We start from the raw sequence: 21579 nt of genomic DNA, 5'->3' as shown, positions 1-21579 counted from the left end.
ACATACTCTGCGCCCAATGAAAATCAATACTTGTACTGATTTTCAGCCAATTTACATGGCTTGAGATCATTTTCTAGCGCTAGAAAATCATTTGTTCTGACTTCATATAACACCTTTATAGCATCTAAATCTTCCAGCGTCCCCCCCCTCGGAAAGGTCACCGAGACGGCCGCTCTCGTGGTCCCGCCGCCGTTATATATTGCGAAATCCTCTCCTAATGTCGAAACAGGCCCGAACCACGGCTCTAGCCTGTTACTCTTCCAACTATAAAATTCTTTTGACGATTTGTGTTGTTCTTTAAAATCAGGGAGCCCCCACAAAGATCTACCACACAAGCCCGTATCACTACAGTATTCATCAACAACATGAGCAGGTAATAAGCGTTGGGCACCGCCAACACCTTTTTGCCATTGATTATCATCGCGATTATCAACATATTCTTGAAGTTCCTTAATGATAGTACCTTCAAAATCAAAATGCTTTTCTGTCTTGTTTATCGTTTCAGGCATATAGTGTTTCGTTGCACCGTGAAGTGTATAGGTCACACCGTGCTCCTTTATCTTTTGATATTGTGTCCATAATACAGCCTTTATTTCTTCCTCTTCCTTTGTTTTATGTAAAGAAGCAAGCATCTTCGTCCACATATGCTTATCTAAAGCCCACATACAATACTCAAAACCACTAATATTGGTAAACGTTCGGCCTGATAAATCCCTCACTTGCCCTCTGATACACATTAAATGGGGGGTCTTGTTAAGCATTTTTGCTACCACTTCATGGTTCCCGCAAACAACATGATGAAGAAACTTTCTGGCCTCATATATTGGCTTTAGGTGTTGGTTTGTACTAAAGAACGGAGAATTGGATTTTGAGGTCATAGAAAGGTTTATGAAATCTTTAGTAGATAAAAAACGAGTGACTTCGGCCCTTATATCAAAGGGTAATTCATCAAACAACTCAAATTTATCTAGCATGGCTTTTCCTTTATGCAACACAAGAATGCATTATAAATAATCATACTGTTTTTTTCAAATACAATTAAGGTGTTTATTCCATCGTAACCCCATTGGAAAGCCGGATAGTTCAACCATTGTATCAATCATAAGATGGGTTTTTATTGAGGACAAAATAAGAACTCCATGAGCAATAATTAAGATATTCATTGGGTTCATTAGACCTCTTGCAAAAGCTGATTATTTTGTTTTAGGGCAAGGCGCTAACGTTTTGAGGAGCTAAGTTTACATGCAGTAAATGAGCACCGCAGAAAAGTTTGCAACGCAGCAATAAAATGAAAGAGACATGTTAAGCAAAGGGTCTATTGTCTCATTGTTTGTTTATATTAATCCAAAGTCACATCCGAAACAGGAGAAAATGACTCGGATTGAGATTTACTTTGAATGCTGGTATTTATAACTACAAGTGCAAAAATTGAGGTTTGGAAAGAGGTCTACTACATTAAGCAAACAAGTCTTTCCTGCACAAGCAGAAATCCCTTCCTACTCTGGCTACCGAACTTTTTTGTTCCCTGAAGACTTCAGGAAACAAAATGATGAGGGACACTATATTAGTCCATTATTTTGATTGATAAACAAACTGGTTTGGTCGTTTAACTCCCCAGAAGTTGCAAGTGATTTAAAGACACTCAGTCGATGCCATTTGTTTACACTGATGGACATGGAATTGGCATTAGAAGATTTCTGTAACGTAGTATTTTCCAGATTTTCATCAATACCCTCAAGATTAAAACCTGAATTGAAATCATTGGCAAACTGCAAATTTATCATGTGCGCCTCTGCATCCTTCATCACTTGGCTAAACTCTTCCGAACTATCTTGACCTAATCCTTTACAAGCTTCAGTAAAAGATTGAATGGTTTGCAACTCGCTATTTCCTTTTAGAATGGAGCTGAAATGCTTGAAGTCAATGGCAAGCTGGTGATTTAAACTGACAAAAACTTCGACTTCAAGTTGATTGAGAAACTTATAAAAAGGTTTGACCTCTTTTTCTGTATCAAGGAATCTCTTCATCTCTTCAAGTACTGGAATAAAATCTGAATTCCAGATAGCACGGTCATTACTCGATTTAATATGAAGAAGGGTGAGCCCCAAAATATGCCTGGAGAATTTGACTAAGGTGACTGAGCCGGATTTTTCATTTTCAAACTTTAAAAAAGATTTTTCAATAAGGCCTAAAAAGAATTCCATTTCAGGCATTTTGTCTACCCTTTTAACAGCCAAAAATAATTTGTCTAAAAAAGATTCCCCATCTTTTCTACTTGCTTCCGGGAGTTTATCAAGTAAGTTGCGCATTATATTGACATACCACATACTATTCACCTGTAATTAATTGGAGCAAAGTATATCAAAACCCAATTAAGTGAATATTAAGTGATCTCTTTCATTTCAAACTCTGTATCTAGATTGATAGTCTCTTAAGCCCTTCTTCAATAATTGAAAGACCGATTTCCAAATCTTTTACGCTAGTAGAAAGTGGCATGTGAAGGCGAATGATGTTCCCATATGTTCCACAGGTCAAAATGACCAAGCCATGTTCTAAACAGAATTGAGCTAATTGTACCGCGGCTTCCTTATTGGGTTCCTTCGTGTTTTTATCCTTTACCAATTCGATCGCCTGCATGACACCTAAACCACGAACATCGCCTACCACTTTGTATTTTTCCTTAAATCCAAAAAGTCTGGACTGCAGTGCCTTTGCAAGATGGATAACATTTTGCAGCAGGCTTCCTTCTTCAAAAATATGGAACACTTCAAGAGCAGCAGCACAACTAAGAGGATTTCCACCAAAAGTTCCACCCAACCCACCTTCCATAGCCGCATCCATGATTTCAGCTTTACCTGTTACACCGGCAAGCACTACCCCACCGCCAAGGCCTTTTGCTGATATGGTGAGATCGGGGGGTACTCCCAACGTATTCATCGCAAACAGATTTCCTGTGCGGCCAAAACCGGATTGGATTTCATCGGCAATAAAAACGATATCGTTTGTCGTACAAAACTCACGAAGTTTTTGCAAAAATAAGGCAGGGGATTGAATAAATCCACCTTCACCCAATACCGGCTCTATAATGACTGCAGCAATGTTTTCAACACCGACACGGAAATTGGCAAGATCGGTAAACTCATTGAAACATTCTTCTACACAATTGGCTCCCTTCCAACGATACTCATAAGGAAAAGGAGCACGATGGATTTCAGAAGGAAAAGGGCCGAATCCATGCTTATAGGGTTTGTTTTTCGAAGTGAGTGTCATTGCCATGTACGTGCGTCCATGAAAAGCATGATCAAAACAAATCACTGCTTGTTTGCCTGTATAAGCACGAGCAATTTTAATGGCATTTTCAACTGCTTCCGCACCAGAATTCAAAAGGAGCGATTTTTTTTTGAAATGTCCCGGGGTGTGATCATTTAATTTTTCACACACCTTGATATAAGATTCATAGGGAATAATATTGAAGCCGGTGTGTATAAATTTTTCGGCCTGGAGCTTGATGGCATTGACCACCGAATCAGGACAGTGCCCTGTATTGACCACCCCAAACCCTGATGAAAAGTCCAAAAATACATTTCCATCAACATCCTCCACAAAAGAACCTTTGGCCTGCTTCACAAAGATAGGAGTAGCATGAAATGGCCCTCTTGCAACATGCTGACGTCGCAATTCCATCAACTGTTGCGATTTGGGTCCGGGTATTGGCGTTTTGATATGAATTTTTTTCATTAGTTTAGTACCAACCAATTGGTGTTTCATCCAGGTTAATATTCACTTGCTTGACCTCAAGATAACTCTCAATGCCATACAAGCCTAACTCACGACCCGCTCCACTTTGTTTGTATCCGCCCCAAGGCATTTCATTATAGGTTGGATGGTAATGATTCACCCAAAGAATCCCGGCACGGATTTGAGATGTGACTCGATGGGCACGAGTAACGCTCTTCGTCCATACAGCCCCGGATAAACCATAATCAGTATCGTTCGCAATGCGAATGGCTTCTTCTTCTGTATCAAAGGGGATGACCACAAGTACTGGACCAAAAATTTCTTCACGAGCAATGCGCATCGTGGATTTCACTTCATCAAAAATGGTTGGCTCGAAAAAATGTCCCTTTGCAAATTCACTGCCTGTCGGGCGTTTACCGCCGCAAAGTAATTTGGCTCCTTCTTCCATTCCAAGCTTGACATAGCTTTCCACTTTTTCACGATGTGCACTTGAAACCAAAGGCCCCATTTTTACCCCGGCGTCCAAACCATGGCCAAGCTTGATATTTGGAATTTTTTTCAACATTCCCTCTACTATTTTTTTGTGAATAGAGCGCTCTACTAGCAAGCGGGAACCCGCAGAACAGACTTCCCCTTGATTTGCAAAAGCACCAAAAAGGGCACCGTCGATTGCCATTTCAAGATCGCAATCGGCAAAGACAATATTTGGATTTTTTCCGCCAAGCTCTAACGAGATTTTTTTCAAATTGCCAGTAGCTGCCTGCATGATTTTTCTGCCTGTTGCCGATCCTCCGGTGAAAGCAACCTTATCTACCATAGCATTACTTGCCAACTCCTCTCCAACTCCTATACCCGGTCCAGTAACAAGATTAACCACACCCGCTGGAAATCCGCATTGATCAATCAACTTGAATAGCTCAAGTGCCGTTATCGGGGTCAATTCTGATGGTTTTAATACCACGGTATTGCCTGCGGCAAGTGCGGGAGCAAGCTTCCAGGCCACCATAAGCAGTGGAAAATTCCATGGAATGATTTGCCCACACACGCCTATGGGTTCACGTACTACGTAACTAAATGAATTCGCAGGAACAGACATCGTTTCACCATGAATTTTAGTCGCAAGCCCACCGTAAAATTCAAAGCAATTGGCAGCATCAGTGACATCAAACTCCGCTTCGGGTAACGGTTTTCCACAATTTCTAGTTTCCAGCTCTGCCAACATTTTAGCATTGGCACGAATCAAATCAGCAAGCTTGAATAACAATTTGCCTCGATCAAGCGCCAGTGATTTTCTCCACTCTCCTTCATCGAAGGCTTTTCTCGCTGCTTTGATAGCACGTATGGCATCTTCTTTGGTACTTTCCGGCACTTTTGCAATCAATTCGCCATTAGCCGGATCAAAAATGTCCCGAGTAGCCCCGCTTTTGGCTAAAGTAAATTTTCCATCAATGTACATTTCGTAAATTTCCATTTATTCAGCACCTTTTTTAGGAAGAGGTTAAAAATTTTAGTATGACTTCATTGACTATCGTGGGTTGTTCTATGGGACTAGAATGCCCTCCTGGAATGGTAATGAATTGAGCATTAGGGATCCCTTGTGCCAGTTGTTGACTTTCTGCAGGCAAGGTCAGTATATCGTCCTCTGCTGCTATAACTAGTGTCGGCACTTTAATTTCATGTAGCCACCCGCGTGAATCAAATGGTGGTATGCTTCTAAACTGTCGCGCTTGATCTTGTAAGGATTGCGGATAAGGATTATTTTTCAAATTCTCTTTAAAAGCAGCGATATTTTTAGGCTCAGCCAAATATTCGCTTGAAAAAAACCATGGTATTCCAGCCTCTATTAATAAATCGAATGAAATATTCTCCTTTCGCAAATTCAAAAGGCTTTCCATAGCCTGGTTTGCTCTCGTATTGAATTTTGCAACCGAATTTAAAATAACTAATTTACTGATTTTTTTACCATGCTTTCTTGCAAGCAGTTGAGCAATAGCACCACCCATTGATTGCCCCAGAATAGAGGGGTTTCTAAAACCTAATTGCTCCAAGAAAGCCATGATGTCATCCGCCTGAGCTTCTAATGTAAAAGAACCTCCATCGTCTCTCGTTTGCCCTATCCCGCGATTGTCAAATATCAATATCTGGAATTCTTCAGCCAACTCATGGAGCATGGCGTTCCAAAAGGTGTGATCACAGCAATAGCCTGCAATTAAAACCAGTGGTTTACCTTGCCCATAGAGCTCATAATAAATATCAACACCATGAATCTTGAGTGTGGCCATGTCGCAAAAACTCCTTAATTGATTTTTTTGACGAACAAACGCAACGCTTCATTCAATGACTTTTCGCCTCAATTATCTATTGTTTCGATGAATTAAGTCATTTGTCAACAAACGTGTTTGATAAGCTCCTGGCGCCATAATTGTTAGTTTTTATAAAATATGACTGCTCAATTACCATCAAGATAATTGATGCAGAAATCAATTCCTCTTAATAATTTCTTGATTAAGGTTTAATATACTCATCGCTTCATCGCCTTCCTATCTATTTTAGATGAAAATAAATGCGTTATGTTAATTTTGAATTATTAAAGAGAATCCCTCAGCATCTTAAAGGGGTTATGGAATACTACCCGGATGTGCTTCTGTTTCAATTGAATCAAATACAGTATACCCATTTATGGCATGAGTTATCTTCCGCAAAATACCTGTATACTAACGGATTTGTGATAAGACCTACCCATTGGTTAATGTATGCCTTTCAAACGGTTAAAGGCTGGCTTGGCTTTGATAATCATTGTCAGCCGGAGAAAATTTCATACGTTTTAGACAAACTCTCGTATTATGGATACACAAAACAATTTCTTCAGCCTGATTTTTCATCAATAACAAATTTCTCAATCTCTCCTGAAATTTCTGCCCTGGTTGTCAAAAGCAGAGATGATTTAACGACAGCCCAACTACAAAATAAATTTGTGAATAATTATTTTAAAGTGGAGCCCCATCTTGGAATTGATTATTCCTACCAGAAACTAAACCCCAATCATCGCTTTGGTGAAAGCTGGATGCACGCACACGAGTGGGGACTGATTCCGCAATTAGACCCTCAAGATGACAGCTTGATCGCGGAGGTAATCCGCACCCTGGATAAGAATCAGATTTCAGCAAAAGACGTGTTCTTTTTGCAACATAGCAAATACGCCAAAGCTGCTGCTCAGTACTATTGTGATAAGGCTAAAAATACCATTGTCCCTTCATTTTTTTTCCGCTTGCTTTGGACCGACCCGCGCCCTCGCTATCTCGCTTTGGCCCTTGCTTACGATCCTGAAATAGCCAAGCGGGATGCCCAGAAATTCATTGAATATCATCTTGCGCAAAAAGAATATGACAATGCGTTTAATCTATTGGGCATATTGAACGACTCCAATCTGGTTTTAAAATTTTTGTTAGCGATTCCAGAAACAGAACGTCATACTTTAATTCAAAAAGACACCGCAATCGCCGCCATCATGGCGAAATATTATATTGAAAAAAAACAATATCTCCTGGCAACACAATTTTACACCAATATTGAAGAAATTAGCCCTAATGCAGCATTTGCAATTGAAATTCAAGAGCAAAATTATGAAAAGGCTTATGATATTTTTACGAAATACAATTCCCCTGACCTATTTTCAATGCCTGAGCGTAAATCGCTTGCCAAAATATTTTTTAGTGAAGCAGAATCAGCCTATGTAGCCGGGAAAACTTACCGAGGAAATAAAAATTGGGAAAAAGCAAAACAATATTATCTGCAAAGCCTGGAGCAAAAAAAGGCAGCCTATCATTTGGATCCATCTGACGAATACCTCGAAGATTTATATGCTCACAAACGCTTATATGCCTTGCTATTAATCGACGCAGACATAGACCTGAACAAAGCAGAGGAAAGTGATATCGCCAGTATCCAAAAAGCAATAACACTCCTCAGGGAATGTCACTCGAGCAATAAGGAAGAGCAAGAACATCACAAGCGTGCCCTTGCAACTGGGCTTATGCGTCGCGTGGATACCTTGCGTGAAAAAATTGCTTTTAATTATTACTCTTCTGATTTTGACTCCATCAGAAAACATAAAATACAGCATCAGCAAGACATCGCAATTTTAATTAAAACATTGAGAGAGTTAATCTCCCTATTGGAAGGAACTCAAGATAAAACCTTGCGCTTGCAACTCGGTAAAGCACATTATCTCCTTGCTGATGTTCAATGCTTCTTTGATATCAATGCCCCAGACATTAATCAGCATTATAAAATGGCTATGGAAGCTGTTCCGGGAAACCCTTTTTATGTGCTACGCGTAGCAGAGCTATTTGAAGAGGAAAAAAGCAAACTGCAAAAAATCGGCATAACTCAGCTGAAAAATATGGGGTACCAGGTCTTCGATTTTCTTCATTGGTCTGAAGAGCGCTGGTGTAAACGAGACGATATTATTCATAATATCAAAGATATCCACATGCCGCCCTCAGAACCAATTAATAACTCATCATGGAATTTTACGTTTTAATTAATAGCTACAAAGGATAAAATAACCACAGTTTGTGGACTTTCTTTAAAACATACTTTTCTATTACTGCCAATTGAAGGGGACATTTAGAATAATGGCAACTTATTATGGGCAATGCGCTTGTGGAAAAATTCAATTTATGTGTACAGGTGAGCCTGTCTTTACTCAATACTGTCATTGCAATAAATGTCGGGAAATTGCTTCTTTATCTCAAAAGAAACAGGATAAATCAGGTTACTCGCTCACTGCAGCTTATTTGACCAGAGACTTCAGGATCGTGTCTGAGGAGAATGATTTTGAAGAAATCATTAAAGAAAAGGCAAAATTATTTCTTTGTTCAAATTGTAACAGCCTTGTTTATGGTATTTCAGTTGATCCTGCGCAACAGGGTAGTATTGGGATCAATGCAAATAATTTTCACTTTGATACGAACATCCCAGATTCATTTAAACCGATAAGGCACATATGGTATGCCTGTCGTATTGTTGATTTCGATGATCACCTGCCAAAATTTAAGGATGCTCCTAAAGAACAGTTTGGTTCAGGAGAATTATTTGAGTTGCCTAATGCCAACTGATAAATCGTATCCTATGCCTTTATCTTTCCAAAATATTCTGCACACTTCATTGATCTGGCTCTCATATTTTTTCAATCCGACAAAACACCGTTTTGCCAAAACTAATTCAAACAGGACTTACGAAAAACCCCAATCTCTATGTTAAAAAATGTTTTTAATTCGGTCATTTAGTTTATCTAAACTCCCTCACTAAAAACATTTTTTGCCTTAACCTTGGGGTTTTTCGTAAGTCCTGTCAAATAATTTTTGTCTTTTATATCCACGATAAAAACCAAAGGACATTGGGATCAGATCTTAAGCAGGATGTTTTTTTATCTCTTAATATTCTCTTAAAGTTTGACGGCTATAATATTTAGACACTGTGCTAATTTTTAAGTCACGAATATTAATTTTAAAGTATTTATCCAGGAGTTGTGTAATGCCTAAGTACGTTGAAGGGATAGAATTAACCCAAGAAGGAATGCATGCTATTTTTGAGCGAATGGGACATCCAAATATTACCAGCGGTACTATCTACAACGGAGAGCCTACAATTGATAAAGGTGCTCTTGACAGGCAAGGCTTTATGCCAGTATTGACCGGGGTCAGCCCAAGGCAAGACTCGGGACATTGGATTATGTTAATTAAAGGTCAAGGCAATCAATATTTCCTCTTTGACCCGCTGGGAGAAAGCTCGGGAAAATATTACCAAAATATTTTAGCTAAAAAACTACCTGGCGCCACACTTTCAGTTATTCCTAATAATGCTGGATTAAATATGGGATTATGCGGGTATTGGGTTGCCTCTATTGGTTTAAGAGCTCATGCGGCATTAACACAACCTATTCCCCCCTCTTTAATAAATCTGGGTCAAACCATTACCCAGGAAATGCGAGATGAACTGACACAAGATGGAAGCACAAAAATTACACAATGGTTACGTGCCGTTGGTAACGAGTTTCCCGAGGGAGACGTACAACCTGATGCCACAGCCTTAAGACGTGCTACAGAAAAGAATTTACCTATTGATGAATTTCAGCCTGTTTTAACTGGAACATCACCTAAAGAAATTTCGATAAATCCTACTGCTCTTCAAGAAGCATCCGTTCCCACCTGGAATGGTTTTTCCTTATATACTGATGAAATCGTGAGAAATGCAGCCAGATACGCGTATGATAATTACTTGGGAAAACCTTATACCGGTACAGTAGAAGCTACACCTGTCAATTTTGGTGGGCAAATGGTATACAGGCAACACCATGGTCTTGCCCATACTTTACGTACCATGGCCTATGCGGAAGTGATTGTTGAAGAAGCGCGCAAGGCAAAATTAAGGGGTGAATCATTAAAAAAATTTGATGATGGACGTACTCTGGCTGATGTCACGCCGGAAGAATTGAGAAAAATCATGATCGCCCAGGCCTTCTTTGTCACCGGAAGAGATGATGAAGAATCCTCCAAGAATTATGAAAAATATCACGAACAAAGCCGAGATGCTTTTTTGAAGTATGTCGAAGAGAATAAATCCACTTTAATTCCCGATGTCTTCAAAGATGAAAAAGATGTCAAATTTTATGCTGATGTGATTGAAGATAAAGATCATAAATGGGCAGATTCACCGGCGCATGTTCTGGTCAATCAGGGCCATATGGTTGATTTGGTCAGAGTCAAGCAACCCCCTGAATCTTACCTGGAGTATTATTTTTCACAACTTCAACCCTGGATAGGTTCAACAGCTGCCGAAGCTGTTTTTGCGACACAGAGACAATTTTTCCATGCCACCTATGAAGCAGTTGCCGGCTTTGATAGCGAAAACAAAGAACCTCATCTGGTGGTTGATGGTTTAGGACGCTATGTGATTGGACAAGATGGCAATCCAATACGAGAAGAATCTGATGACGAAGACGAGGAAGAATCAGGTGAATTAAAATTTTTCTCACAAAAAAAGAAACTTGAGGAAAACCAACGTTACATGCGCGTTGATGAATATTTAAAACTTGATGAGGTCCAAAAGCGATTCCCTGGCGCTGGTAAAAAACTCGATGGGGGACTGCCTGGACTGAAAGAATATCAATATTTACAGCGCTTGAACTCAATAAACAGAGCACGGTGTGAAAACGACGTCGACTTTTGTTTGGGACAACTACAAACAGCTCATCATCAAACCAAAATTACTCCAATAAAAAGAGCAGTTCAATCGAGTTCCGAGAAAGCACGAAGACAACCCAATATGGATGAAATTGCTGCTGCCCGTATTATTCAGCAAATCATGGCCAATCCTGATTGCATCCATGACGATCATGTGCTGCTCAATGGTCAAAAACTGGAAGAAGAATTTTTCCGTAATTTGTTGGCGAAATGTGACATGGCTATTGTAGGGTCGCTATTAAACGACACAGACATTAGAAATATCGATACGTTAATGCAACATGAGAGAAACACAGAATTTCACTCAACAGATGCCAAAGCAAAACCAGTGAAACTGGGAGAAACATGGGAAAAAACCATCAGATCAGGTGGCGGTGTTACCCAGATAAAACATGATTTAATTTTCCTCATGCAAAATGATGCCTGGTACCATACTCGAGTCAATGCGATTGCACAAAACCGGGATAAAGATTCAACATTCAAAGAAGTGTTGATTACCGCTTTAATGACACCATTGACTAACAGATCATTGATAGATACATCACGTTCCCCAGCCCCAAAAACGCTATTCCGTGGCTTAGATCTGTCAGAAGAGTTTAAAAATAAATTAATTAACCAGGCTGAAACCATAATTGCCAATACGACAGAACATCTCTTTACTGATCTGTCGACAGAAGCCTTTAAACAAATCAAATTAAATGACTTTAGCCAGGTTTCTGCTAGAACTTGTGCCAGTACTTCCACTAACATTGAAGTTCCCAGGACAATCTTTGGCTCCAATACCATCTTTGAAATACTTGATCCTGATGGTTTATTACACCCCAAACAAGTTGGCACCCATGTATCAGGGTCAGAAAGTGAATATTCCATTTATTTGCCAGAAGATGTTGCCTTGGTTCCAATCAAAGTAAGCTTTGATGGAAAAACAGGTAAAGGCAAAGACCGACATATTTTTACTTTAGTTGCGGTAAAAAGCCCCGATTTCACGCCAAAACATGAAAGTGGTTATGCTGTTGAACCTCTTTTGAAAATGCAAACACCAAAATTAGCAGAAATTCAAAAGACAGTTGAGCAAGCAAGAGAAGAACCTGATTTGGAGAGGGTATTCAATTTACAATCGAGAGTGGCGAGACAAGCCAGATTATTCTCCACTGAATCAGGATATAAAACCTTTCTGAATGAAAAGGTGGCGCCGGTGTTGGAACAAAGCCTCAATGGCCTCTTGGACAATAATGTAATCATTCTAGGCAAAGTATTATCAGCATTCCCTTCAGACGGGCAATGGTCTGCCTTTAATTCAGTTGAAGCAAGGCAAATGAAAATACAGATGGATGCCATTAAGCAAATGGTTGAAAAGAAAGCAGTTCTCGAAGGTAAAATTCTCCCTGCCTTGGCTCAATGCCAAAATGCTTTGGAGAAACAAAATATCGCAGGTGCATTACAAGCACTTAGAAACATCCCTTCTGAAAAAGAAATGCAAACCATGCTGTCAATTAGTGGTGGTTTGAGAGGACAAATCCAGCGTACCAAGCAAGATTTGACTGAAACTCTGGAACCACTTCAACGCGCCATGACTGCTAAATTGGTAAGCGATCAAGAAAAAGTGAAAGTGCGTTATGAAAAGCTGATAGCAAGCATACCTCAACAGATCGCCGATCTTGAAAAAGCAGAACTCGCTGATCTTGCCAAGGTTAAAAAAGTGGTCTCTCGTTTTAATCACCTGCAAGAAGAATTAAAGTTGCTGCGTAATGAAAAAATTCGCATGCACACTGGCTCTGAAAAAATCGATTTTTCAGATATCGCACAATTAGAGGCGCAACTACAAAAAATCCATACTAAATTATATGACGCCTATTTGGTTGAATTAACCAAAGAAATTTCAGCACTGGTTAAAGAAAAACCGAAAAACCTGGCCGACGTGAAAAGGATGGTTTCCAATTTCTATGCTATGTCAGCTGATATAGAACAATTGCGCCAGGAAAAGATAAAAGAACACGGTGAATCAAAAGATCCGATTGATATGTCTGATATTGATAAATTAAAGGAAGAACTACAAAAAATTAATCAATTTTTAGTGAAGGCGATGGGAACTAATATCAGGGTTTCACTGAATCAAATGGAAGTAAAAACTTTTGATGCCCAGGAAAAAGAAGCACAACAAAATTTGAAGCAATTAGACGAACTGATCAATAAATTGGAAAGTTCTAATGCTGTACAGAAACAAAAAGAAGAACTCGAAAAATTAAACCAATTGCTTATCGAGAAGCGAAAAGCCTATCCAGCAATGGTACAGCTGCAATTCAGGAGTGAAGCATTAATTATCCATTTACGTGAATTATGTGAAGCTCATCAAGCTCAAATGGCTAAAACAAGAAAAACAAGGGCGCAAGAAATTACCAATGGGCGATGGAAAGTACAATGGTTGACTGATTGGGTTGGTTTAACTACAGATGAGCGGGTAACTCTTGCCAATAAAGAGAAAGAATTGGCTAAATTCAAGGAAGATTTAAATAATGACGAGTATGATTTGCAGGAACTGATCAGTAACCTGGCTGAGAAAAACCCGTCAGAATTGGAAGAAGCCATAGGGATATCTAAAGAGAGCGCTCAGAAATTGCATAAACTGTTAACTCATCTAAACCACAGTACAACATTTATGAGTAAAATCGAGCAACGATTACAGTCTATTGATGAGCTATTAAACGAGTTTGGCAAGCAATCGCCCCAAACTGAAATAATAAAAACTGTTGAGGAAAAACAAGGAACTCTCTTAAGATTGTAATTCTTTATCTCCCACGGGGTAGCCCATAATGGGCTACCCCGTGGGAGATTTTAGATGATTACGGAAAATAAGATTATAATTATCACCTCTTGCCAGATTTAAAATGCAAGGATATATCTAATCGCTGCCATCTAATTTATTTTTGCTCGCAATGCCCCATCACAACATTTACCACAGCATTAGCTCCTAAAAACCGTATTTTTGCCCTATTTTTTATGAGTGAGAGAAATTGAACAAATAACTCTCTTGTGCTAGGAATATAAATATGGAAAGCGTTACTATTTCTAAGGATGCTTATCTGTGAAGAAAACAGGAAGTGATGTTCTCAAAGAATTTATAACTACCTTTGAAATTAATTATATTTTTGGCAACCCCGGCACTACAGAATTGAAATTTCTGGAAGCGATTGAGCAGTGTGATAATGCTACCTATTTTCTCACACTACAAGAATCGAGTACCGTAGGTATAGCCGCAGGCTATGCCATGATCACCAGGAAACCAGCTCTTATTAATTTACATAATTATGTTGGATTAGCGAATGCTGTCTGTAATATGTACAATGCATTTACTTCAGGAATCCCCCTGCTAATAATTGCTGGCCAACATTCACGTCCTTATTTAATTCATAGCCCAGTCATGTCCGGAGAATTGACCTCTTTAGCTCAAACTGCAGTAAAATATGCCTATGAGGTGAATTCCGCCAGCGATCTGGCCGTTGCTTTACAGCGTGGTTATGCTCAGGCAATTTTGCCTGGGCCAGGTCCGGTTTTTCTATCAATCCCTATGGACATTTGGCAAGAAGAAACTCAAGAAACCACGATAAAGAAGACAAGATTTTTACATGCTTGCATCAACGCTGAAATAGAGCAAATTTGTGAGGTTTTAACAAATACCCCCAAAGGAAAATTGGCATTTATAGCGGATTATGAGGTAGGTGCATCGAATAGTATTCGCCTTTTACATACCATTGCCGATCGGCTAAATGCCGATATTTATGCTGCCCCCTATCATGTGCGTGAAGTAATTAATCCCTTAAGTGTAAATTACAAAGGTAGATTGTCTGATAAATCTGGAGAAGTGCACAATCTGCTGCTGCAATATGAAACTGTGGTACTTTTAGGCGAAAAAGTGAAAGGGTATTTGTATACTGGTCAATCTTCTATTCCACAGGGTATACGATTCATACAAATCAGTGCCGCATCGGAGCATCTGGCCTTTGACTATCCTTGCGATCTGGCAATTCTTGGCAATCTTGAGGCGACCTTAACTGCTATTAGCAAGCATTTAAAAATTAATGGGCTAAATGTGCCGCTTAAACCAGCCGCCAACATTAAAAATTTGGAAAAAAAATATAAGCAACATCCTCTGCATTCGTTGATTGTTACCCTCCTGAATCAAGTAAATCGCTCTGTTCATTTAATAACAGAAGGATCATCGGAAGATGCTGTTGTGCAGGACATTGCAACAACACTAGGTTTTTTAAATGTGAATTTTTCACCAAGAGGGGGTGGACTTGGCTGGGCTATGCCATTAGCAATAGGTATTTCTCTAGCGACCAGACACCATTCAATTTGTTTTGTAGGAGATGGGGGCAGCATGTATGCGATTCATTCAATATGGTCAGCTGCCAAATATAAGATTCCTGTCATTTTCATTTGTTTTGTTAATCGAGAATACAGAGTATTAAAAACAGATATGTCTCAAAATAGATCTTTCACAGAAGAAGATTTTTTTCGCCTGGATTTGAATCATCCACCAATTGATGTTCAACAAATTGCCTTATCTTTCGGGGCACAGGTGAAGACCATTAAATCAAAAGAAGAAGTAGAGACTGTTCTCAAGAGTAGCTTTGCATTCCAAGGCCCAACATTTATTACCCTATATCATCAATAAAACATTTCGAAAGCCAGACATTGGTTTTTACATTATCTAAAAATGTAAAGCTTAAAATCAGTCTCATTATTTAAAAATTTTTATTTTACAACTCATAGGAAAATTATTGCCGGGAATTAATTTCTCAGGTTATTCAGATTGCAATCAGAGCACAAGCCTTTGATTTCTACAGTACAATTAATAATTGAAAATTGAATGGAATTCGCCGCTTCTGTTACCGAAGTAAAATCAACTACACATTCCAATTCTTTGACAAAATCACACTGGTTGCATATAAGAAATTGCGCCTGTCCCACATGATGCCCATGCAAACAGGCCACATAGGATTTCAGACTGTCAATGCAATGAATAAATCCCTCTTGATGCCAAAACTGAATAGCCCGATAGACTGTGGGCGGTTTAGGATTTTCAACTTCCATTGATAATCTTTGCAGGATATCATAAGCACCTAGAGGCTTTCTCTCATCGACCAGTATTTTGAGGACGCGCTCCCTTGGCTCAGTAAATCGATAGCCATGGTCTATACAATGCTTCAAAGCCTTGTCCAACAAATTATGTTTCATGAATCTTCTTTAAAAAGCCAATAGTTAGAGGACACTATTCTATCACATCCCCATTTTTCAAGGAAAATGATCAAACAACTGGCAATAATTATTCCATAAAAATCATTTACTGTCTAAAAATTATTTAATTGTTCTTGTTATCTGACAATTAAATGTTACAATATAACATTTTTGAGAGAGGCAGTAAGTCATTGTAAAGCCTGGCTTAGGAAGAAAACTTATTAGGGACAAACAGCTGGATCTATTTCGCAGATCCATTTTCAAAATAAGGCATTTGCAGAAAATGAACCTTTCTCTATAGCAACCAGATAACCCTTTTTAATAGAGGAAAGCTATGCTGTATAGTAATTATCGATTCTACCTTGCAAAAGATGCCCAACTTCTCAACCCGGAAGAATCCAGAGAAGCAATTGAGCAGATTTTAGCTAAAACTAAAGAGTTGGAGTTAATAAGAGTAGCTGTCGATTTGACTAGTTCAAATAAAAGCATCAGCTTATTGAGCGCATCCAAAGAGAATCATGTCATAAAAACCAAAGTGACCCAGATTTTAAAGGAGCAGGGTCTTTCTGTAATAGACATGATGGAAGTGGAAGTACTCCAGGATATTGAAAAAATAGAGCATCGCCATCCTACTCATAAGTCTAAGAACACACATCTTCATCCCATTAAAAAGCACCAAAAAAAAGCAAAACATGACCATTCTCATGGGCATGGGCACCACCATGGACATCATCATGAAAATCATTGGATCAAAGCAGTATTAGGTTTGATTTGGGGAATTGGATTACTTGTTCTTTCTATTGGGACTTTTAATATTCCCCTGGTTGCTTACTATGTCATTACAGGACTTACCTCTTTGATGACTTTATATTTGGGTCATACAGTTTATCAATCAGCCTGGCAAGCATTGAAAGAAAAAAAATGGGACACCACTACTTTATACTCAATTAGCACTCTAACTATTCTTGCTGTTTCTATTGCGAGCGTTTTTGTCCCTGGCCTACCCATGATGTTTGAGGCAGCCCCTCTGGTTTTAGGCTTTTGGCATTTAGGTGAAGGAATTGAACATACTCTGGTCGGCAAAATCAATAAAAAATTGGATGTCCGGGATTGTGTACCACCATTAGTCCTGTTAAAAGGTAATCCGGATAAAGAGATTTCAGTCAAGACATTAATTCCTAACGACATGATTATCGTTAAAAAAGGACAGGTCATTCCTGTTGATGGTGTCTTAACGCAAAAAGCGCTCCTTTATACCACAAGAATTGATGGCTCGCCCAAACTCAAAGAATTTCACCCTGGGGATGTTGTAAAAGCCGGCATGCAATTGGCCGATCATATTCCTTCTCTGGAAATGCAGGTTACCAAAACTTATCAAAACTCTTATTTGTCATTGATTGCCGAAAACATTAATAAAGCGAATGATGAGAAAGCGCCCATTGAAATGTTTGCAGACAAGGTATTGAAATATTTCATTCCTGGTTTGATTGCAGTAGCACTCGTATCAGGAATTGTCATAGGCTCCTTGTTTAACCCGGCACTGGCTATTCAATGTGTGGTGTCTGTTCTGGTCAGTGCCTGCCCGTGCGCTTTAAGTTTGATTACTCCCATGGCAGTTAAAATCGGTATGAAAAAAGCCTCTGAAAAAGGCATTCATTTTAACAACGGCAAAGCGTTACAAGCAGCAGCCGACATCGACGCCATTGTTTTTGATTTAAATGGTACTTTAACTCAAGGCAAAATGGTGGTGAAATCGTTGCATATTAGCGATAAAAAGTTTTTGCGCCATATTGCGTTGTTAGAAAGCCAATCGGATCATCCGGTAGCGAAAATTATTAAATCTTACATAGAAGATCAAGACGCCATTCCAACTGAACCATTAGAAATAATCACCATTGACAAGAGTCATCACTCTGGCATAAAAGGGATTATTAATGGCGAGACATTTATGATAGGGAATAAAGACATGCTCTCAGCCAATGGAATTACCTCCTTCGACAAACCCTATGATAACCCTGAAAACGGTTCGGTTTATATTGTACGTGGGACAACGGTGATTGGACAAATTGCCTTAACTGATCCATTGCGTGAAGATGCCATTGCCACAGTGAAACAATTAAAACGTCTTGGTAAAAGCGTACACATTTGTACGGGAGCTGATCAAGCCTCTGCAGAAAAATACGCAGCATTATTAGGGATTCCCAAGGACAATATCTGTGCAAATACTGTGGGAGCCGTCACGAAAACGGGTGAAGTATCCAAAACCAGCTATATTCAACAGCTAAAGCAACGAGGTTTTAAAGTAGCTATGGTTGGTGATGCCGCCAATGACGCTACCGCAATTGCCTATTCCGATATAGGCATTGCTGTTAAATCAAGTATCGGCGACTCCATCACTGAACAGCATGCAGGCATTGTGGTACAACAAGGATTATTATTCCCTATTGCGACCGCATTTGATGTAGCTAAAAAGACCAAACAAAATATTTTCCAAAACCTGTTCGTGAGCCTAACGTATAACTCAATAATTACGCTTGTGGCAGCGGGGTTGTTTGTGGCATTGGGTTTTGCACTAAATCCTGTGCTGGGTGTCGCATTGATGGTGCTTGAATCCACTATTGTTTTGACGAACTTATACCTTTTCAAGCAACAAGAAATTGTGTCCTCAACATCATCCAATGCCAATAATACTGTAGAGGTCGAGCCCACTGCCAATACAACCTCAAAAGTCTTGCATGCTTTAGGGCATCGCTCTCAGCCTCAAGAAAATTTAGCTATTGCAACAGAGCCAAAACAAGTCAATCCCAAAGTAATCAATTTGTTTACGCCTAAAGAATATCCTTCTTCTTGTAGACCTGATGTCACTCAACAAAAATTGGGGTGCGGCATCTGTTGAGCAAGTAGTACTGCAATTGCCTTGATTTTCTAATTCAAGGCAATTGTTACGATGGTTATCCTTTCGTTTATAACTGTTTTTTGGACTATACTCATAACAAGGCAATACAAAGCATCAAGCAATAAAATTAGGATGATTCAATGCCATGAATAACGCTTGGCATCAAGCCGCCACTGGACGCCACTCCATTTTAAGTCATTTGCGATTGAGCAGGACGATACTTAACGTACTATTTATTATTGCCCTTTCTCTGCTTTTAATCATCAACATTATCTCTTATAACCAGGTTAAGAATTTAATCTTAGCCAATAACTGGGTTTCACATACTCATGAAGTCATCCAAACTATAAATGCTTGTCTTTATGACGTAGTAGATATTGAATCTCGTCAAAGGTTTTATCTGATTCGGAGATCAGATCCTCAGCTTCTTGCAGAAGTAGATGATATGAAAGCAACATTGCAACTGAATTTAGATAAACTTGAACAATTAACCAAAGATAATCCTGAACAAAACAAACGAACCCATCGTTTTATTGATTTGGTGGAACAAAGATTAAATTTGTTAAATCAACTCATCCAGTTAAAGACCAGCAGCAAACTCGACACTCAGGAAGGCTACGATTTACTTAATCAAAGTCAAGACATGTCTCATCAGGTTAAAAGTCTCGGACAAGAAATCAAATCCGTTGAATTGGTATTGCTATCAGAAAGAAATACCCGTGCCGTTCGCTGGGCTGATACCAGCAGCTTCATTTTAATATCTGGAGGTATTGCAAGTGTATTATTTTTAACTATAGCTTTTATTATGGCAAATATGGAATTATCGACGCGCAGAAAAACTGAACTGCAGAATCAGAACACGCAAATTCGTTTAAAGAAAATTATAGAAAGTGCCAGTGATATGATAGCCGCTTTTGATAGAGAGCAGCGATTTATCACTTTCAATGAGGCTTATCAGCGTGAGTTTAAACGTCTTTTTGATAAATCCATAAGCATCAACATGTCTCTGGAGGAAGCGTTCGCTGATGTCCCTGAAAGCAAAAAGAAATTGGTGCAATCCTGGAAAGAGTCTCTGCAAAGGGATGAAGAAACTAAAAATATCGAATTGAATACCGAACACGAAAAGACTATTTATGAAATGACCTCCAGACTCATTCAAAATGGTGACAATGAAATTAAAGGAGTGGTGCACAGCGTTCGCAACATTACCAAACGGGTACAAGAACATACCGAACTACAAGAATCGTATGAAAAACTGGCTAATGGAATGAAAGAACTGCAAGAGAAAAATGAACAAATCACCCTGCTGGTTGAAATGAGTGACATTATGCTGGCTTGCAGTTCTCAGGAAGAACTAAGTGAGGTGATGGCTAAATACTCCCAACGACTGCTGCAATTTTCAAGCGGGTATCTGTTTATTATGCATCCTTCCAAAAACTATTTGGAAAAAGCGGCCAGTTGGGGTAATCCTCACCCCCACGATCCCACCTTTACCCCAGAGCAATGTTGGGCTATCCGGCTTGGTCGAATTCATTATGCAGGTTCATCTCGTATCGAGTTGATGTGTAGTCATATAGCGTTTGTCGAGCAACCAGACTTGTCGCTGCTTTGTGTACCTTTAATGGCTCAAAATGACATTTACGGCTTGTTATGCCTTGAAATTAACCTAAAGCTTGATGAGAGCCAACGATTACTAATCACCGCTTTCGCAGAGCTTACCGCCTTGGCTTTGGCAAATGTCCGCCTGAGAGAGAATTTACGATATCAATCTATCCGTGATCCACTCACTGGATTATACAATCGCCGTTATCTGGAAGATTTTCTATTCAAACAATTACATCAGGCTGAACGAACAAAAGCTTCATTTGCCATTTTAATGCTGGATTTGGATCATTTTAAAAAGATCAACGACACTTTTGGTCATGACGCAGGAGATCTTGTATTAAAAGAGATAGGGCAAATTTTAAATAGTGATATTCGCCTGGGTGATATTGCAGCTCGGTATGGGGGAGAAGAATTTGTCCTGCTACTCTATGACATTGATGCTCAAGCCGCTAAAATGAAAGCCGAAAATTTGCGTTCAGCCATTTCCAATTTACAGGTTAAATACGGAGCACAACCTGTTGGCCAGATAACGGCCTCAATCGGAATATCCATCTATCCCGACGATGCCAAATCACCTGCTGAGCTGATTGAAGCGGCTGACAAGGCTTTATACCATGCCAAAAACAAAGGCCGGAATAAGGTGCTCTTATTCTCCGAAGTAATCTATTGATTTAACTTATCAACAGCCCATGGATTTTCTATTTTGCTGATTGCACAAAATGATTGATTTATGTGGATTTTGAGTAAAAATCGCCCGGCATCCAACTTCAGGAATTCCGTGATTTTTAATGGCAAGCCAGTTTGCATTAATGTATACTGTGCCATCATTAGGCATCATGACTTCTCCTCATGCTC

At 39.3% G+C, this 21579-nt stretch carries 13 protein-coding genes; 6 read left to right on the top strand and 7 right to left on the bottom strand.

The window, feature by feature from the left end:
* Positions 1-23 precede the first annotated feature (23 nt).
* From EL201_RS01310 to EL201_RS01290, 5 genes are all read right to left on the bottom strand, one after another.
* A complete protein-coding gene (locus tag EL201_RS01310) occupies positions 24-974 on the bottom strand; it encodes an F-box protein (RefSeq protein ID WP_027223353.1) in 951 nt (316 codons plus the stop codon).
* A 585-nt stretch (positions 975-1559) separates the two neighbouring features.
* On the bottom strand, positions 1560-2327 hold the full coding sequence (locus tag EL201_RS01305) for a hypothetical protein (RefSeq protein WP_027223352.1): 768 nt from the start codon (positions 2325-2327) through the stop codon (positions 1560-1562).
* 88 nt (positions 2328-2415) lie between these two features.
* Entirely contained in the window at positions 2416-3738 is a 1323-nt protein-coding gene (gabT, locus tag EL201_RS01300) for a 4-aminobutyrate--2-oxoglutarate transaminase (protein ID WP_162492799.1), read from the bottom strand.
* Positions 3739-3742: 4 nt separating this feature from the next.
* Complete coding sequence (locus EL201_RS01295; protein WP_027223350.1) at positions 3743-5209, bottom strand: aldehyde dehydrogenase family protein; 1467 nt, start codon at positions 5207-5209, stop codon at positions 3743-3745.
* Between the two features lie 16 nt (positions 5210-5225).
* On the bottom strand, positions 5226-6020 hold the full coding sequence (locus EL201_RS01290; RefSeq protein WP_027223349.1) for an alpha/beta fold hydrolase: 795 nt from the start codon (positions 6018-6020) through the stop codon (positions 5226-5228).
* 281 nt (positions 6021-6301) lie between these two features.
* On the opposite strand from EL201_RS01290, the gene EL201_RS01285 reads away from it, so the two are divergent.
* From EL201_RS01285 to EL201_RS01270, 4 genes are all read left to right on the top strand, one after another.
* Positions 6302-8281 (top strand): hypothetical protein, encoded by a 1980-nt coding sequence (locus EL201_RS01285; RefSeq protein ID WP_027223348.1) that lies wholly within the window; start codon positions 6302-6304, stop codon positions 8279-8281.
* Positions 8282-8375: 94 nt separating this feature from the next.
* Entirely contained in the window at positions 8376-8858 is a 483-nt protein-coding gene (locus tag EL201_RS01280; protein ID WP_027223347.1) for a GFA family protein, read from the top strand.
* Between the two features lie 418 nt (positions 8859-9276).
* Positions 9277-13767, top strand: coding sequence for a T4SS effector NAD-dependent ubiquitin ligase SidE (sidE, locus tag EL201_RS01275; RefSeq protein WP_027223346.1), 4491 nt, complete (start codon positions 9277-9279; stop codon positions 13765-13767).
* A gap of 300 nt (positions 13768-14067) precedes the next feature.
* Entirely contained in the window at positions 14068-15660 is a 1593-nt protein-coding gene (locus EL201_RS01270; RefSeq protein WP_027223345.1) for a thiamine pyrophosphate-binding protein, read from the top strand.
* Between the two features lie 116 nt (positions 15661-15776).
* Here EL201_RS01270 and EL201_RS01265 read toward each other — a convergent pair whose 3' ends face one another.
* A complete protein-coding gene (locus EL201_RS01265) occupies positions 15777-16223 on the bottom strand; it encodes a Fur family transcriptional regulator (RefSeq protein ID WP_027223344.1) in 447 nt (148 codons plus the stop codon).
* 334 nt (positions 16224-16557) lie between these two features.
* On the opposite strand from EL201_RS01265, the gene EL201_RS01260 reads away from it, so the two are divergent.
* Both EL201_RS01260 and EL201_RS01255 read left to right on the top strand, forming a co-directional pair.
* Positions 16558-19119, top strand: coding sequence for a heavy metal translocating P-type ATPase (locus EL201_RS01260; RefSeq protein WP_027223343.1), 2562 nt, complete (start codon positions 16558-16560; stop codon positions 19117-19119).
* Between the two features lie 145 nt (positions 19120-19264).
* Positions 19265-21394 (top strand): diguanylate cyclase, encoded by a 2130-nt coding sequence (locus EL201_RS01255; protein ID WP_027223342.1) that lies wholly within the window; start codon positions 19265-19267, stop codon positions 21392-21394.
* A gap of 9 nt (positions 21395-21403) precedes the next feature.
* Here EL201_RS01255 and EL201_RS15610 read toward each other — a convergent pair whose 3' ends face one another.
* Complete coding sequence (locus EL201_RS15610) at positions 21404-21562, bottom strand: hypothetical protein (RefSeq protein ID WP_158272778.1); 159 nt, start codon at positions 21560-21562, stop codon at positions 21404-21406.
* Positions 21563-21579: the final 17 nt, after the last annotated feature.

This window comes from Legionella pneumophila subsp. pascullei (assembly GCF_900637585.1).
In the GTDB taxonomy this organism is placed as follows: Bacteria; Pseudomonadota; Gammaproteobacteria; order Legionellales; family Legionellaceae; genus Legionella; species Legionella pascullei.
Note: the sequence above shows the minus strand (reverse complement) of the source record. Positions and strands in the feature narration are given on the sequence as shown.

Coding starts and splice junctions, on each gene's coding strand:
- gabT (WP_162492799.1), bottom strand. CDS start 3,738: ATGAAAAAAATTCATATCAAAACGCCAATACCCGGACCCAAATCGCAA.
- sidE (WP_027223346.1), top strand. CDS start 9,277: ATGCCTAAGTACGTTGAAGGGATAGAATTAACCCAAGAAGGAATGCAT.
- EL201_RS01280 (WP_027223347.1), top strand. CDS start 8,376: ATGGCAACTTATTATGGGCAATGCGCTTGTGGAAAAATTCAATTTATG.
- EL201_RS01255 (WP_027223342.1), top strand. CDS start 19,265: ATGAATAACGCTTGGCATCAAGCCGCCACTGGACGCCACTCCATTTTA.
- EL201_RS15610 (WP_158272778.1), bottom strand. CDS start 21,562: ATGATGCCTAATGATGGCACAGTATACATTAATGCAAACTGGCTTGCC.
- EL201_RS01285 (WP_027223348.1), top strand. CDS start 6,302: ATGCGTTATGTTAATTTTGAATTATTAAAGAGAATCCCTCAGCATCTT.
- EL201_RS01290 (WP_027223349.1), bottom strand. CDS start 6,020: ATGGCCACACTCAAGATTCATGGTGTTGATATTTATTATGAGCTCTAT.
- EL201_RS01295 (WP_027223350.1), bottom strand. CDS start 5,209: ATGGAAATTTACGAAATGTACATTGATGGAAAATTTACTTTAGCCAAA.
- EL201_RS01305 (WP_027223352.1), bottom strand. CDS start 2,327: ATGTGGTATGTCAATATAATGCGCAACTTACTTGATAAACTCCCGGAA.
- EL201_RS01310 (WP_027223353.1), bottom strand. CDS start 974: ATGCTAGATAAATTTGAGTTGTTTGATGAATTACCCTTTGATATAAGG.
- EL201_RS01260 (WP_027223343.1), top strand. CDS start 16,558: ATGCTGTATAGTAATTATCGATTCTACCTTGCAAAAGATGCCCAACTT.
- EL201_RS01265 (WP_027223344.1), bottom strand. CDS start 16,223: ATGAAACATAATTTGTTGGACAAGGCTTTGAAGCATTGTATAGACCAT.